18 protein-coding genes are annotated in these 13,351 nt (G+C 69.2%); 4 read left to right on the top strand and 14 right to left on the bottom strand.

Annotation, left to right across the window (positions count from 1 at the left end):
* Positions 1-149: 149 nt before the first annotated feature.
* The 8 genes from IGS69_RS20145 to IGS69_RS20115 all read right to left on the bottom strand — a co-directional run bounded on the left by IGS69_RS20145 (position 150) and on the right by IGS69_RS20115 (position 5,821).
* Positions 150-1,463, bottom strand: a complete 1,314-nt coding sequence (locus IGS69_RS20145; protein ID WP_190901810.1) for a dicarboxylate/amino acid:cation symporter — start codon at positions 1,461-1,463, stop codon at positions 150-152.
* 66 nt (positions 1,464-1,529) lie between these two features.
* Positions 1,530-1,631 (bottom strand): putative leader peptide, encoded by a 102-nt coding sequence (locus tag IGS69_RS35070; protein ID WP_332836561.1) that lies wholly within the window; start codon positions 1,629-1,631, stop codon positions 1,530-1,532.
* A gap of 140 nt (positions 1,632-1,771) precedes the next feature.
* Positions 1,772-2,071 (bottom strand): DUF4229 domain-containing protein, encoded by a 300-nt coding sequence (locus IGS69_RS20140; RefSeq protein ID WP_190901808.1) that lies wholly within the window; start codon positions 2,069-2,071, stop codon positions 1,772-1,774.
* Between the two features lie 102 nt (positions 2,072-2,173).
* Positions 2,174-2,698, bottom strand: coding sequence for a GNAT family N-acetyltransferase (locus IGS69_RS20135; RefSeq protein ID WP_190901806.1), 525 nt, complete (start codon positions 2,696-2,698; stop codon positions 2,174-2,176).
* 16 nt (positions 2,699-2,714) lie between these two features.
* Complete coding sequence (locus tag IGS69_RS20130) at positions 2,715-3,365, bottom strand: UdgX family uracil-DNA binding protein (protein ID WP_190901804.1); 651 nt, start codon at positions 3,363-3,365, stop codon at positions 2,715-2,717.
* A 70-nt stretch (positions 3,366-3,435) separates the two neighbouring features.
* Positions 3,436-4,599 (bottom strand): aminofutalosine synthase MqnE, encoded by a 1,164-nt coding sequence (mqnE, locus tag IGS69_RS20125; RefSeq protein ID WP_190901802.1) that lies wholly within the window; start codon positions 4,597-4,599, stop codon positions 3,436-3,438.
* A 45-nt stretch (positions 4,600-4,644) separates the two neighbouring features.
* Positions 4,645-5,100 carry an Lrp/AsnC family transcriptional regulator gene (locus tag IGS69_RS20120; protein ID WP_031103084.1) on the bottom strand — a complete coding sequence of 152 codons (456 nt, stop codon included), beginning with the start codon at positions 5,098-5,100 and terminating at the stop codon, positions 4,645-4,647.
* A gap of 58 nt (positions 5,101-5,158) precedes the next feature.
* Positions 5,159-5,821 carry a UbiX family flavin prenyltransferase gene (locus tag IGS69_RS20115; protein ID WP_190901800.1) on the bottom strand — a complete coding sequence of 221 codons (663 nt, stop codon included), beginning with the start codon at positions 5,819-5,821 and terminating at the stop codon, positions 5,159-5,161.
* 115 nt (positions 5,822-5,936) lie between these two features.
* On the opposite strand from IGS69_RS20115, the gene IGS69_RS20110 reads away from it, so the two are divergent.
* Complete coding sequence (locus IGS69_RS20110) at positions 5,937-6,551, top strand: rhomboid family intramembrane serine protease (RefSeq protein WP_190901798.1); 615 nt, start codon at positions 5,937-5,939, stop codon at positions 6,549-6,551.
* Here IGS69_RS20110 and mqnP read toward each other — a convergent pair whose 3' ends face one another.
* Together mqnP and IGS69_RS20100 are read right to left on the bottom strand one after the other, a co-directional pair.
* Complete coding sequence (mqnP, locus tag IGS69_RS20105; protein ID WP_190901796.1) at positions 6,552-7,454, bottom strand: menaquinone biosynthesis prenyltransferase MqnP; 903 nt, start codon at positions 7,452-7,454, stop codon at positions 6,552-6,554.
* Positions 7,451-8,902: a menaquinone biosynthesis decarboxylase gene (locus IGS69_RS20100; protein WP_190901794.1), complete on the bottom strand. Its 1,452-nt coding sequence runs from the start codon at positions 8,900-8,902 to the stop codon at positions 7,451-7,453. Before IGS69_RS20100 ends, mqnP begins: the two co-directional genes overlap by 4 nt.
* A gap of 66 nt (positions 8,903-8,968) precedes the next feature.
* Here IGS69_RS20100 and IGS69_RS20095 point away from each other — a divergent pair, with 66 nt between their 5' ends.
* From IGS69_RS20095 to IGS69_RS20085, 3 genes are all read left to right on the top strand, one after another.
* The gene (locus tag IGS69_RS20095) at positions 8,969-9,262 is read left to right on the top strand and encodes a PLD nuclease N-terminal domain-containing protein (protein ID WP_190901792.1); all 294 of its coding nucleotides are present in this window, start codon (positions 8,969-8,971) and stop codon (positions 9,260-9,262) included.
* A 70-nt stretch (positions 9,263-9,332) separates the two neighbouring features.
* On the top strand, positions 9,333-9,995 hold the full coding sequence (locus IGS69_RS20090; protein ID WP_332836560.1) for a DUF6232 family protein: 663 nt from the start codon (positions 9,333-9,335) through the stop codon (positions 9,993-9,995).
* Complete coding sequence (locus tag IGS69_RS20085) at positions 9,992-10,336, top strand: hypothetical protein (protein ID WP_190901790.1); 345 nt, start codon at positions 9,992-9,994, stop codon at positions 10,334-10,336. The genes IGS69_RS20090 and IGS69_RS20085 overlap by 4 nt, the downstream gene beginning before the upstream one ends.
* An 18-nt stretch (positions 10,337-10,354) precedes the next feature.
* Here the strand turns inward: IGS69_RS20085 and IGS69_RS20080 are convergent, their stop codons facing one another.
* Genes IGS69_RS20080 through IGS69_RS20070 form a run of 4 tightly spaced genes read right to left on the bottom strand, consistent with a single transcriptional unit; the run spans position 10,355 to position 13,257 of the window.
* A complete protein-coding gene (locus IGS69_RS20080) occupies positions 10,355-10,966 on the bottom strand; it encodes a DUF4276 family protein (protein ID WP_190901788.1) in 612 nt (203 codons plus the stop codon).
* On the bottom strand, positions 10,963-12,189 hold the full coding sequence (locus tag IGS69_RS20075; protein WP_190901786.1) for an AAA family ATPase: 1,227 nt from the start codon (positions 12,187-12,189) through the stop codon (positions 10,963-10,965). Before IGS69_RS20075 ends, IGS69_RS20080 begins: the two co-directional genes overlap by 4 nt.
* A 47-nt stretch (positions 12,190-12,236) precedes the next feature.
* Positions 12,237-12,347: a DUF397 domain-containing protein gene (locus IGS69_RS34705; protein WP_232543779.1), complete on the bottom strand. Its 111-nt coding sequence runs from the start codon at positions 12,345-12,347 to the stop codon at positions 12,237-12,239.
* On the bottom strand, positions 12,295-13,257 hold the full coding sequence (locus tag IGS69_RS20070) for a helix-turn-helix domain-containing protein (RefSeq protein WP_190901784.1): 963 nt from the start codon (positions 13,255-13,257) through the stop codon (positions 12,295-12,297). Before IGS69_RS20070 ends, IGS69_RS34705 begins: the two co-directional genes overlap by 53 nt.
* Between the last annotated feature and the right edge of the window lie 94 nt (positions 13,258-13,351).

Raw genomic sequence — 13,351 nt, 5'->3', positions numbered from 1 at the left:
GGGAAACCGGGGAAGGACCGCCGAGGGGGCCCGTCTGTGACCGGGACCGATCGGTCCGTCAGGCGGCCGCGGGGACCGGCTCGGTGCGGGGACCGGCTCGGTGCGGGGACCGGCTCGGTGCGGGGACCGGCTCGGTCTTGATCGGCCCGTCAGGCGGCCGCGGGGACCGGCTCGGCCTTGTCGCGCGGCTCCTGGTCGAACGGGTCGTCCAGGGAGGAGCCGTCGGCCGTGGCGTACGCGTCACGGTCGAGCAGGTTCTCGCGGGCGGAGACCAGGACCGGGATCAGCGCCTGTCCGGCGACGTTGGTCGCGGTGCGGATCATGTCCAGGATCGGGTCGATCGCGAGGAGCAGGCCCACGCCCTCCATCGGCAGGCCGAGGGTGGACAGGGTCAGGGTCAGCATGACCGTCGCGCCGGTCAGGCCGGCCGTGGCGGCGGAGCCGACCACCGAGACGAACGCGATCAGCAGGTAGTCGCCGACGCCCAGCTGGATGTCGAAGATCTGGGCGACGAAGATCGCGGCGACGGCCGGGTAGATCGCGGCGCAGCCGTCCATCTTGGTCGTGGCGCCGAACGGCACCGCGAAGGACGCGTACTCCTTCGGCACGCCGAGCCGCTCGGTGACCTTCTGCGTCAGCGGCATGGTGCCGACCGAGGAGCGGGAGACGAAGGCCAGCTGGATCGCGGGCCAGGCGCCCTTGAAGAACTGGATCGGGTTGACCTTGGCGACGGTCGCGAGCAGCGTCGGGTAGACACCGAACAGCACGATGAGGCAGCCGACGTAGATGTCAGCGGTGAACGTCGCGTACTTGCCGATCAGGTCCCAGCCGTAGGTGGCGATGGCGTAGCCGATGAGGCCGATCGTGCCGATCGGGGCGAGCCGGATGACCCACCACAGCGCCTTCTGGAGCAGGCTGAGGACCGACTCGCTGAGGGTGAGGATCGGCTGGGCCTTCTCACCGAGCTGGAGCGCGGCGATACCGGCGACGGCGGCCATGAAGACGATCTGCAGCACGTTCAGCTCGGTGAACGGCGTGATGACGTCGGTCGGGATGATGCCGGTCAGGAAGTCGATCCAGGAGCCGGTGCTCTCGGGCTTCCCGCCGTCCTTGGGGGTGAGGCCGGTGCCGGCGCCCGGGTTGGTGACCAGGCCGATGATCAGGCCGATGCTGACCGCGATCAGCGACGTGATCATGAACCAGAGGAGGGTGCGCGAGGCCAGCCGGGCCGCGTTGTTGACCTTCCGCAGGTTGGTGATCGAGACCAGGATCGCGAAGAAGACGAGCGGGGCGACCGCGAGCTTCAGCAGCCCGATGAAGGTGTCGCCGACCTTCTCCAGTGTCGTGACCAGCCAGGACACGTCCTGGTTGCGGGCGACCCAGCCGAGCAGCACACCCAGGAGGAGACCGGCGAGTATCTGGCCCCAGAAGGGCACCTTGAAGGACTTCGTGTGTGAGGACACGGACTGACTCCGTTGGGGGACGCGAGGGGGGAACTGACGTGGGAGACGACGGGGGGTTGCGTTACGTCAGGGACGACAGAAAGCGGACGCGCACCGACAGAGATCCACGTGCAGCCGCGCCACGAGCCGAGCGCTCGGGGGCGAATGGGGCGCGACTGCTGACTTCATACAACGACCTTAACACCTGAACTTTGGGCACCCCAAAGCCTGGCTTTGACAGGTGACGGCGCACACACACCCATACAACGCAAAGCGCCCCGTTTCCGAGGATGTACGGAAACGGGGCGCCGTGAACGCGTGCGGGGACCTTACGAGGTCTGACCCTGGGTGCGGGCCGCGTCGTCGGCCACGTCCTCCTGGCTGCGGTTGGCGTCGAGGTTGGCCTTCATCCGGTCGACGCGCTGGGCGACCTGGATCGACGCCCGGTCCCGCTCCTTGCGCAGGACGACGAAGCTGATCGGCGCGGAGATCAGCAGCGCGAGCAGCACGACCCACAGGCCGTTGCTGTTGCCGAGACCGCGCGGGGCGATGCCGGAGTAGACGGCGCCCCAGACGACCACGAGGCAGCCCACGAAGACGCCGAGGCGCATCAGCGTGTAGCGGAGCATCTCAATCCACTCTTCCGGTTCGAACGGTCGGAACGCACCCAAAGGGGCACCGTCCAGTGAAGCACGCCGAACGGCCGATCTTGCACGGGGGTCGGGCCGGGGTCAGGCCAGCGGCAGCAGCATGATGACGTCGTCGCGGTCGTCCCCCGGCGCCACCCGGATCGCCCCGGGGATGCGGCCGACCTCCTTGTAGCCGCAGGACGCGTAGAACCGCTCGAGTCCGAGTCCGCCCCGGCAGGTCAGCCGGATCGCCTCGATCCCGTCCATGCGCCGGACCGCGTCGGCGGCGGCGGCCAGCAGGTCCCGGCCGTAGCCCTTGCCCTGGTGCCGCGGGTGGACCATCACCGTGTACAGCCACAGCCAGTGCGTCATCAGGTGGTGCGTGTTGTACGTCAGGAACGCCGTCGCCGCGACCCGCCCCTCCTCGTCGTGCCCGACGAGCAGCTTGACCCGCCCCTCGGCCATCGACGCGAAGTGCTGCACCAGCGCGGGGCGGATCTCCTCCCGCGTCACCGGCGGCACGTACCCGACGGCTCCGCCGGCGTTGGAGACATCGGTCCACAGATCGAGCAGACCGTCACGCAGCTCGGGGGTGACGGCGGGTTCGAGCGTGAAGGTAAGGGGCATGCGGGGATTCTAGCCATTACGACAGCGCGTCCGCCGCCACTTTCAGGTCCGACACCAGCCCCCGGTACGCGGCCTCCCGGTCGTCGGACCGCAGCACAGACGACGGATGCACGGTGGGCACCAGCCGCTCGGCCCGCCCGTGGATCTCCTCCTCCAGCACCGTCCCGCGCACCTGCGTGACCCGGAACGAGGAACCGAGCAGGGCCTTCCCGGCGGTCGCCCCCAGCACGACGATCAGCTCCGGCTCCACGACGGCGAGCTCCGCGGCCAACCAGGGCCCGCACGCGGTCATCTCCCGCAGGGTCGGCGCCTTGTGGATCCGCCGCTTCCGCGGCTCGGCCTGCGTGAACTTGAAGTGCTTCACGGCGTTGGTGACATAGGCCTCTGATGGATCGATCCCGGCTTCCGCCAGGGCCCGGTCCAGCACCTTCCCGGCGGGCCCTACGAACGGCTTCCCCTGCCGATCCTCCTGATCCCCGGGCTGCTCCCCCACGAGCATGACCCGGGCGTCCGCACTCCCGTCCCCGAACACGGTCTGCGTGGCGTCCCGGTGCAAGGGACACCCCCGACATCCGGCAGCGGCCCGCCGCAGAGCAACGAGCCCGCCGCGACTGGGAACGAACGGTTCAGCGGTGTAGGCATCCTCAGGTGCCTCGGTCCTGACCATGCCCTCCGGGTACCCGACTTGGGGGCGCGAGGAACTGCGCGACCAGCCCCCCACGCACCGAAAGCCGCAATCAAACCCGCATCGGCTGCGGCGACTCGCGAAGCAAGGGGTCGGGCCCCTCATACTCCCGAATGATCTCGTACCGCGTGTTCCGCTCCACAGGCCGGAACCCGGCATCACGAATCAGGTCGAGCAAGTCCTCACGCGTCAGCTTGTTCGGCGTCCCATAGTTGTCCGCGTCATGAGTGATCTTGTACTCGACGACAGACCCGTCCATGTCATCCGCACCATGCTGAAGCGCGAGCTGCGCGGTCTGGACGCCGTGCATGACCCAGAAGACCTTCACATGCGGCACGTTGTCGAACAGCAGCCGCGACACCGCGAAGGTCTTCAGCGCCTCCGCCCCCGTCGCCATCTGCGTCCGCGCCTGAAGCCGGTTGCGGACCTTGCCGTCCTTCATGTCGACGAAGTCGTGCTGGTACCGCAGCGGGATGAAGACCTGGAAGCCCCCGGTCTCGTCCTGCAGCTCGCGCAGCCGCAGCACGTGGTCCACCCGGTGCCGCGGCTCCTCGATGTGGCCGTAGAGCATGGTGGCCGGGGTCTTGAGACCCTTCTCGTGCGCGAGCCGGTGGATCCGGGACCAGTCCTCCCAGTGGGTCCGGTGGTCCACGATGTGCTGCCGGACCTCCCAGTCGAAGATCTCGGCGCCACCACCGGTGAGGGACTCCAGACCGGCGTCGATGAGCTCGTCGAGGATCTCCGACGCGCTCAGCCCCGAGATCGTCTCGAAGTGGTGGATCTCCGTGGCCGTGAACGCCTTCAGCGAGACGTCCGGCAGCGCGGCCTTCAGCTCCCGCAGCGAGCGCGGGTAGTAGCGCCACGGCAGGTTCGGGTGCAGCCCGTTGACGATGTGCAGCTCGGTGAGGTTCTCCGACTCCATCGCCTTCGCGAGCTTGACGGCCTCCTCGATGCGCATCGTGTACGCGTCCTTCTCCCCCGGCTTGCGCTGGAAGGAGCAGTACGCGCAGGAGGCCGTGCACACGTTCGTCATGTTGAGGTGCCGGTTGACGTTGAAGTGCACGACGTCGCCGTTCTTGCGGGTGCGCACCTCGTGCGCCAGGCCGCCGAGCCAGGCCAGGTCGTCCGACTCGTACAGCGCGATGCCGTCCTCACGGGTCAGACGGACACCCGCCCTGACCTTCTCCTCCAGCTCGCGCTTGAGCCCGAGATCCATGCCCACACCTTTCTCCGAAGACGTCCCAACCGTACGACTACGCGCCTACTCCTCTTCCGGCAGCTCCCCGACCCGGTTCTCCCACTTGGTGGAGAGCACGATGGTCGTACGCGTCCGGGAGACGCCCTTGGTTCCGCTGAGCCGCCGGATCATCTTCTCCAGGCCGTCCACGTCGGCCGCGCGCACCTTGAGCATGTACGAGTCGTCGCCGGCGATGAACCAGCAGTCCTCGATCTCCGAGAGGTCCTTCAGGCGCTGCGCCACGTCCTCGTGGTCGGTGGCGTCGGAGAGCGAGATGCCGACCAGGGCGGTGACGCCGAGGCCGAGCGAGGCGGCGTCGACGGTGGCCCGGTAGCCGGTGATGACTCCGGCCGCCTCCAGCCGGTTGATGCGGTCGGTGACACTGGGTCCCGACAGTCCGACGAGGCGTCCCAGCTCCGCGTAGGAGGCCCGGCCGTTCTCCCTGAGGGCCTGGATGAGCTGCCTGTCCACCGCGTCCATTGCGATCGAAGCCTTCCGCTGAAGTTGTGGTTGAAGTCCGATGGGGGTCGGGTGCTGCTCAGCCGTCGCGGTGCGCACCGCCGCCGAGTTCACCTTGCCAACGGCGGTAGAGCCGGTGCGGCACGCCCGCCGCGTCGAGTACGCGTCCGGCGACGAAGTCCACCAGGTCCTGGATGTGCGTCGCGCCCGCGTAGAAAGCGGGTGAGGCGGGTACGACCGTCGCGCCCGCGCCGTCGAGGGTGACCAGGTGCCGCAGGGTCTGGCCGTTCAGCGGGGTCTCGCGCACGGCCACGATCAGCTTGCGGTCCTCTTTGAGGGTGACGCTCGCCGCCCGTTGCAGCAGGTCCTTCGACAGTCCGAGCGCGACCCCCGCCACGCTCGCCGTCGAGGCGGGCACGATGAGCATGCCCTTGGTGCGGTACGACCCCGAGGAGGGCCCGGCGGCCAGGTCGCCGGCGCTCCAGTGCCGTACGGCGTCGATGTCGACGGAGAAGGTGTCCGGCTTGCCGTCGGCGCCCCGGGACAGCCATTCCCGCAGGTCGGCCTGCCAGTGGGCGTCCCGGAAGGAGATCCCGGTCTCGTCCAGCAGGGTGAGCCGGGAGGCCCGGGACACCACGAGGTCGACGCTCTCGCCGGCGTCCAGAAGAGCCCTCAGCACGGCAGCGGCATACGGGGTGCCGGAGGCCCCGGACACCCCTACGATCCAAGGCGTACGCGGCATCTCGCCTGGCTTGACTGGGTTCACAACACCGAGCCTATCCGGCGTCGCAGGGTGGGAACCGGCCAAGGGGTGCGGGCCGTTGCACGGAGGGGACGAGCGAGCACTGGGGGTCGCCATGTCGGATCCACGAGCCGGGTGGTCACCGGGCGATCGTGCGCTGGCCGCGGGCAAGCTGATGCTGGCCTGGGTGGCGCTGCTGTGGCTGCTGGAAGTGGTGGACGTGGCCACGGGCCATGCGCTGGACGGCTTCGGTGTCACCCCGCGCGACCCTTCCGAGCTGGTCGATGTCGTCCCCTCCTCCTTCATCCACTTCGGCTTCGCCCATCTGGCGGCGAACACCGTGCCGTTGCTGGTGCTCGGCTTCCTCGCCGCGCTCGCGGGGCTGCGCCGGTTCCTGCTCGTCTGCGCGCTGATCATCGTCGCGGACGGCCTGGGCGTCTGGCTGATCGCCCCGGCGCACTCCAACACCGCGGGCGCCTCGGGTGTGATCTTCGGCCTGTTCGGGTTCCTCCTGGTCACCGGTTTCGTCGAGCGCCGCCCGCTGGGCGTCCTGGCCGGGGTCCTGATCGCCGCGGTCTGGGGCGGCTCGATCCTGGCGGGCCTGGCCCCCACCCAGACGGGCGTCAGCTGGCAGGGCCACCTCATAGGCCTGCTCGCGGGCGTGGCGGCGGCGTTCCTGTTCCGCCGCCGCCCGGAGCCGGAGCCCGGCCGCGCGCTGGGCGCCTCCTGATCAGACGGTCAGACCGCGCACCAGCAGGTCCAGCAGCGCGCACACGAACAGCGCGATCCCGATGAAGCCGTTGACGCTGAAGAAGGCGCGGTTCACGCGGGAGAGGTCATGGGGGCGCACGATCGAGTGCTCGTAGAGGAACGCGCCGGCGACGATCAGCAGGCCCAGCCAGAAAAAGGCGCCGGCGCCGGTGGCCAGGGCGTACCAGACGAACAGGGCCGTGGTCAGGGCGTGGCAGACCCGCGCGCCCCAGATCGCCGACGGGATGCCGAAGCGGGCGGGGACGGACATGACGCCGATCTCGCGGTCGGTCTCCACGTCCTGGCAGGCGTAGATCAGGTCGAAGCCGCCGATCCAGATGCCCACCGCGAGGCCGAGGATCACCGCGTCCCAGGACCACTCCCCCGAGATCGCCAGCCAGCCGCCGACCGGGCCCATGGCCTGGGCGAGGCCGAGGATGGCCTGCGGGAAGTTCGTGAACCGCTTGCCGTAGGGGTAGACCACCATCGGGATCACGGCGATGGGGGCGAGCGCCAGGCACAGCGGGTTCAGCAGGGCGGCCGCGGTCAGGAACACGGCCAGGGCGATCAGCGCGCCCGTCCAGGCGTGCTTCACCGACATGGCGCCCGTCACCAGCTCGCGCTGCGCCGTGCGCGGGTTCCGCGCGTCGATCTCCCGGTCGATGATCCGGTTGACCGCCATCGCGAAGGTGCGCAGGCCCACCATGCAGACGGTGACCAGCAGCAGCCGGCCCCAGTGGATGTTCTTGTCCCACTGGAACATCGCGGTGAGCGCGGCGATGTAGGCGAAGGGCAGCGCGAAGACCGAGTGCTCGATCATCACCAGCCGCAGGAAGGCCTTGGTGCGTCCCGGCTGGGGGATCGCGGCGGAAGCGGAACTCACAGCCCGTACTCCTTCCAGCGGCGGTCCACCTTCGCCGCCGTCTCCGGGTCGGACTCCACCATGTCGGGCCAGCCGCCGTCGCGGGTGTAGCCCTCTTCGGGCCACTTCTTCGTCGCGTCGATGCCGGCCTTGCCACCCCAGAACTGCTGGTAGGAGGCGTGGTCGAGGTGGTCGACCGGGCCCTCGACGACCGACAGGTCGCGGGCGTAGTCGGTGTTGCCCAGGGCCCGCCAGGCGACCTCGTGCAGGTCGTGCACGTCGCAGTCGGAGTCGACGACCACGATCAGCTTGGTCAGGGACATCATGTGCGCGCCCCAGATGGCGTGCATGACCTTCTGCGCGTGCTTCGGGTACTTCTTGTCGATGGAGACGATCGCGCAGTTGTGGAAGCCGCCCGCCTCCGGCAGGTGGTAGTCCACGATGTCCGGCACGATGATCTTCAGCAGCGGCAGGAAGAAGCGTTCCGTCGCCCGGCCCAGCGGCCCGTCCTCCGTCGGGGGCCTGCCCACGACGATCGACTGGAGCAGCGGCCGCTTCCGCATCGTCACGCAGTCGATCTTCAGCGCGGGGAAGGGCTCCTGCGGCGTGTAGAAGCCCGTGTGGTCGCCGAAGGGGCCCTCGGGCAGCATCTCGCCCGGCTCCAGCCAGCCCTCGATGACGACCTCGGCCTGCGCCGGCACCTGGAGCGGCACGGTCTTGCAGTCGACCATCTCGATCCGCTTGCCCGCGAGGAACCCGGCGAACAGGTACTCGTCGATGTCCCCGGGCAGCGGCGCCGTGGACGCGTACGTCACGGCGGGCGGACAGCCGAAGGCGATCGCGACCGGCAGCCGCTCACCCCGGCGCGCCGCCACCTGGTAGTGGTTGCGGCTGTCCTTGTGGATCTGCCAGTGCATGCCGATGGTGCGCTTGTCGTGGCGCTGGAGGCGGTACAGCCCGAGGTTGCGGACGCCGCTCTCCGGGTCCTTGGTGTGGGTCAGCCCCAGGTTGAAGAACGACCCGCCGTCCTTCGGCCAGGTGAAGAGGGCCGGCAGCTGGTCCAGGTCGACGTCGTCCCCGGTCAGGACGACCTCGTGCACGGGGCCGTCCTTCACCTTCTTCGGCGGTACGTGTGTCATCGCGCCGAGCTTGCCGAAGGCCTCGCGCACGCCGACGAAGCCGTGCGGCAGCTCGGGCTTCAGCAGCCCGCCGATCCGCTCGGAGATCTCGGCGTAGGACTTCAGGCCCAGGGACTTCAGCAGCCGCCGGTCCGTGCCGAACACGTTCATCGCCAGCGGCATGCTCGACCCGCGCACGTTCTCGAAGAGCAGGGCGGGGCCGCCGGACTTCTGCACCCGGTCGACGATCTCCCCGACCTCCAGGTACGGATCCACCTCGGCCTTGATGCGCTTGAGGTCGCCCTCGCGCTCCAGCGCCCTGAGCAGGGAGCGAAGATCGTCGTAAGCCATGGGGTCCAGTATCCCCGAGCGGCTACCCTGGCCTGGAACCACCCACCGCTTTCGCTGAGAGGCCGCATGCTCCGGGTACTGATGTTCCTCGTGCCGCTGGCGCTGAGCGTGTACGCGTTCATCGACTGCATCAGCACGCAGGACGACGAGATCCGCCACATGCCCAAGCCGCTGTGGGCACTGCTCGTCCTGGTGTTCCCGCTCGTCGGGTCGATCTCCTGGCTGATCGCCGGCAAGAAGCGGGTGCCCGCGGCGGAGCGTCCGCGGCAGTGGGTGGCGCCGGACGACAATCCGGACTTCCTGAAGTCGCTGGACGAGGACAAGAACAAGGACGACGACCCGAGGCGCGAGGAGTCCTGAGGGTCCTGCGAAGCTTTCGGGAAACGGGTTGCCCCCAGGTGCACGCATGGTCGTCAATGGTGTTCACAGTGTGACCACCGGCCTTCAGAAGGACGCCATGGAGATCCAGCAGCCACCGGGGCAGTTCGACGTGCCGCCCCCGCCCTCCACTCCACCGCGCGCCATGACCGACGTCCAACTCCGCGTCCACAAGCGGCTGTTATGGGTCGGCGGCGCGGCCTACCCCCTGCGCAACATCGCCCGGGTGTACACCTTCACCCTCCGACCCAAGCGCAAGGAGGCGGTCTTCCGCTTCCTGACCCGCCTCCTGATCGTCCTGGCGGTGGGGATCGGCCTGTCGGTCATCGGCGGCCTGATCTCCCTGGCGGGGAGTTCCAGAGGCCCGTACGAGAGTGAGTCGTCCGGCGGCGGTGGTGGACTGATCGTCTTCGTGTGGCTCTGCTCCGGCGCGGCGCTGATCTACTTCTTCGTGGAGATGCTCTCCGTCGTGACGGCCCCCTCGCACTACGTCCTCGCCGTCGAGACGGCCGGCCCCTCCACGGCGATGGTGACCAGCCCCGACCCACAGCACCTGGACCGGCTCGTGGGCTATGTCTCGGGAGCTCTGGAGAATCCCGACACCGAGTTCCAGGTGACGGTGGAGCGCCTGACGATCAACTCGCCCACGAACTACCACTTCGGTGACAGCGTGAACATGTACGGCGGCAGCGGAAACACGGGGATCGCGGCATGAGCGGAAACAACTACCACTACGGCGACAGCGTCACCATGCATGGCGGCACCGGCAACACGGGCATCGTGAAGAACGGCTCCACGGGCGACACGGACCCCGCCCTGCGGCTGGCCCTCGCCGAACTGATCCGCGAGGTCCGGGAGTTGCGCGACCAGCTGCCGCAGCCGAGCGCGCAGCTCATCGACGACTCCCTCCCGGTCCTCGCCGCCGACGCCGCGCCCCCGCAGGAGCGCCACCGCGCCCTGCTGGCCGTCGCCGCGATCGCCGCGGCCGTCGGAGCGGTGGGCCAGCCGGTCGCGGAGGCGGCCAACCGGATCCTGCAGATGGTGGGCGGGCAGTAGGTCAGCCGGCCCCGCCGGTCAGCCTTCCCGCTTGCCGGTGAGCAGGAACCGCACATCACGGCAGAACTTGTCGAACGAGGGCGCCGCGGCGCGCGCCGTGTCAAGGTCGAACAGCGTGGCGAACGACGGCTGGTGAGCGGTCTCCTGGTAAGTGGAGCCGCGTGGCATCCGCCGGGAGAGCCACTCCTTGGCGCCACGGATCGATTCCGGTTCGGCCGGCGGCGCCAGATCCTCGGGCAGACCCGCCTTGCCGGCGAGCCCGGCGGCACCGGCGAGGAACCACGCTTCGAACTCCCGGACAGCGGCGACCACCACGACCGGCAGGTGCGCGTGGGTGGCCTCCGCATGGCTGCGGACACACTGCGCCAGCTGCACGGCGCAGTCGTCGTCGGCGTCGAGCAGGACCACGATGCCCGTCGGTGCGGGCATGCGCGTCGTGACGATGGTCAGGGCGCTGTCCAGCACGTCTCGCCGGAACATCCGGTCCCTGGGGACGCGGAACGGGCGCTGGATCTCGGCGTAGGCGCCGGGCACGAGGTGGGGCACGAGCCGGTGCAGCAGACCTTGGAGGGCTCGCTCCTCGCCGTGGCCCTCGACGAGGGAGGCGATCACCGGGTACGGGGCGCTCACCGCTCGTCCGTCCCCTTCTCGCCTTCCGGCGCGGGCCCCGGTGCCGGGCGCAGCTCTCCGCTGCGCAGGAGTTCGGACAGCGTCAGCACGCCGTCCGCCAGGAGCCGGCGCCCCGCCGCGTCGACCGGGCCGATCAGGGTGCCGGCGCCCTCGTCGCGGGCCACCAGCACATGCGCCGGATCGGCGGCGGCGTTGTCCAGCAGGTCCGCGCTCTGCGTCGTCACCATGACCTGGGTGTTGCGCGCGGCGGCGACCAGGGCGTCGTACAGCCCGCCGAGCATCGGCGGATGCAGCGAGATCTCGGGTTCCTCGATGGCGACGAGGGGGATGTCACCCGTGAGGGCGAGTGGCTGGAACAGGGCGGAAAGGACACCGGCGAGACGCAGGGTCCCTTCGGACAGCGCGCGGCGGTCCACCTTGGCGACCTGCCCGTCCGCGCCCAGGAAGCGCCCGACGACGAACGCCAGGTCCGCTTCCCGCACCTCCACGCCGTCCAGCCCCATCGCGTTGTCGATCATGGTGGCGACATAGCCGTCGAGGGTCTCCTTGACCCAGGGGTGGCTGCTGGACAGTGCGTTCAGCACGCGAGGCAGATGCTCCCCGTTCTCACCGAGGGGGCTGCTGCCCGCTCGGTGAGGGGTGTCGTCGACCGCGCGCAGCGTGGGAGTGAGGAGCTCGTAGAAGCGCGTGTGCAGCAGGCCCGCGAGGACCTCCCGCCCCTCACGGTCGTCCGGGCTCACCCTCGGCAGCAGGATGTCGTCCCTCCACGCGACCGGATGCTCACCTGCCGGTTCCGGGAGGAAGGAGTGCCCTCGCCGAACCCCGTCGACGAGCAGTTCCTCTCGTCGCAGCACCGGCGCGAAATCATCACCGCCCGGACGTACGCCGACCTCAAGGCGGTACGTCGCCTCGAACGCCGGCCGGGCGGAGCCCTGGACGCTGAGGCTCAGCTCGATACGGAAGAAGTCGGCCTGCCGGCCCGAGACGTCCCTGTGCAGCACCTCTTCCAGACCCCCTCGGGGCTCCAGAGCACGTCCCGGCGAGGAGCGCAGGGCGTCACGAACGAACCGGATGGCGTCAAGGAAGTTCGACTTGCCCGCCGCGTTCGGCCCGGCCAGGACGGTCAGCGGCCCGAGCCGCACATCGCAGGACGCGATGGAACGGTAGTTCTCCACCCGCACGCGGGTCAGGAACACCGGGCTGCGCTCCTGCTCATAGGTCATGCCCGAACCCTATCCAGCAGAAGCGCCTCGCCAGCGGAGCGGTGCGCTCACAGGGCGGACACGAACACCGACCAGGCGTGTCGGGTGACGAGGAGGACGGGTCCGTCAGGGTTCTTGCTGTCGCGGACGGGGACGGTTTCGGGGTAACCGGGGGCTATTTCTATGCAGTCCCCGCCGTTTGTGCCGCTGTGGCTGCTCTTGATCCAGGTCGCGCGCCTGAGTTGCTGGCTGCTCATCGTGCTCATACCCCTTCAACAAGTCGCTGATCAGAGCGGCTGATTGGCGGGCGGACAGCGCGTCAGCCCTGAGCACATCATAGGTGTGGCGATGCTTCGCAAAGAGGGCCGGATTGTCGTTGAAATGGCCCTGATCCAGCGACTCGGAGTACACCCACTGGTGGCCGTCCGGCAGCGTGATCAGTGACATGGACGTGTTGGGGCGGTCAATGCCGGGGTCGTCGGCCGGTACTACTTGGATGCGGATGTTGGGGCGCTGCCCCGCCTCCAGCAGATGGGCGAACTGATCGCGCATGATCGCCGGACCACCCACCCTGGTGCGTAGGCAGCTCTCGTCGAGTACGACCACGAACAGGGGACCGTCCGAGGCGAGGAAGCGTCGCTGTCGACTCATCCGCGCCTTCACGCGCTCTTCCACCTCATCCTGGTCGGCGATGTGCCGGGCGAACAGCGCCCACGCGTAGTCCTGCGTCTGCAGCAGACCGGGAACGACGTTGGCCTGGTACGCCAGCAGCGACACCGCCTCGGCGTCCATCCGCACACGCCGCTCGAACCAATCCGGATGCTCCACCTGCGGATACCAGTCGATGCGACCCCACAGCCGAGCCAACACCCCACCCGTACCCAGAAGTTCGTCACAGGTCTTGGCGAACGTGTCCTGCGGAACCCTCGTCCCCGCCTCCACCCGCGCCACATGCGAACGGTCGCACGGGATCTGCCTCGCCAGACCCTCCTGCGTGAGCAGCGCCGCCTCGCGGAAATGACGCAGCACCTCCCCGAACACCGCCGCCGTACTCGCCCCCGACTCCGCCCCGCCGTTCCGTCGGCTCACTGCTCCCCCCTCCGTGACAGTGCACCGGTGTCACACGCCAAGCATTGAACCGGACTGTTCCCGTGCGCAACGCTCGGTACACCCAGAGTGACGG

The organism is Streptomyces tuirus, from assembly GCF_014701095.1.
Lineage (GTDB): Bacteria > Actinomycetota > Actinomycetes > Streptomycetales > Streptomycetaceae > Streptomyces > Streptomyces tuirus.
Note: the sequence above shows the minus strand (reverse complement) of the source record. Positions and strands in the feature narration are given on the sequence as shown.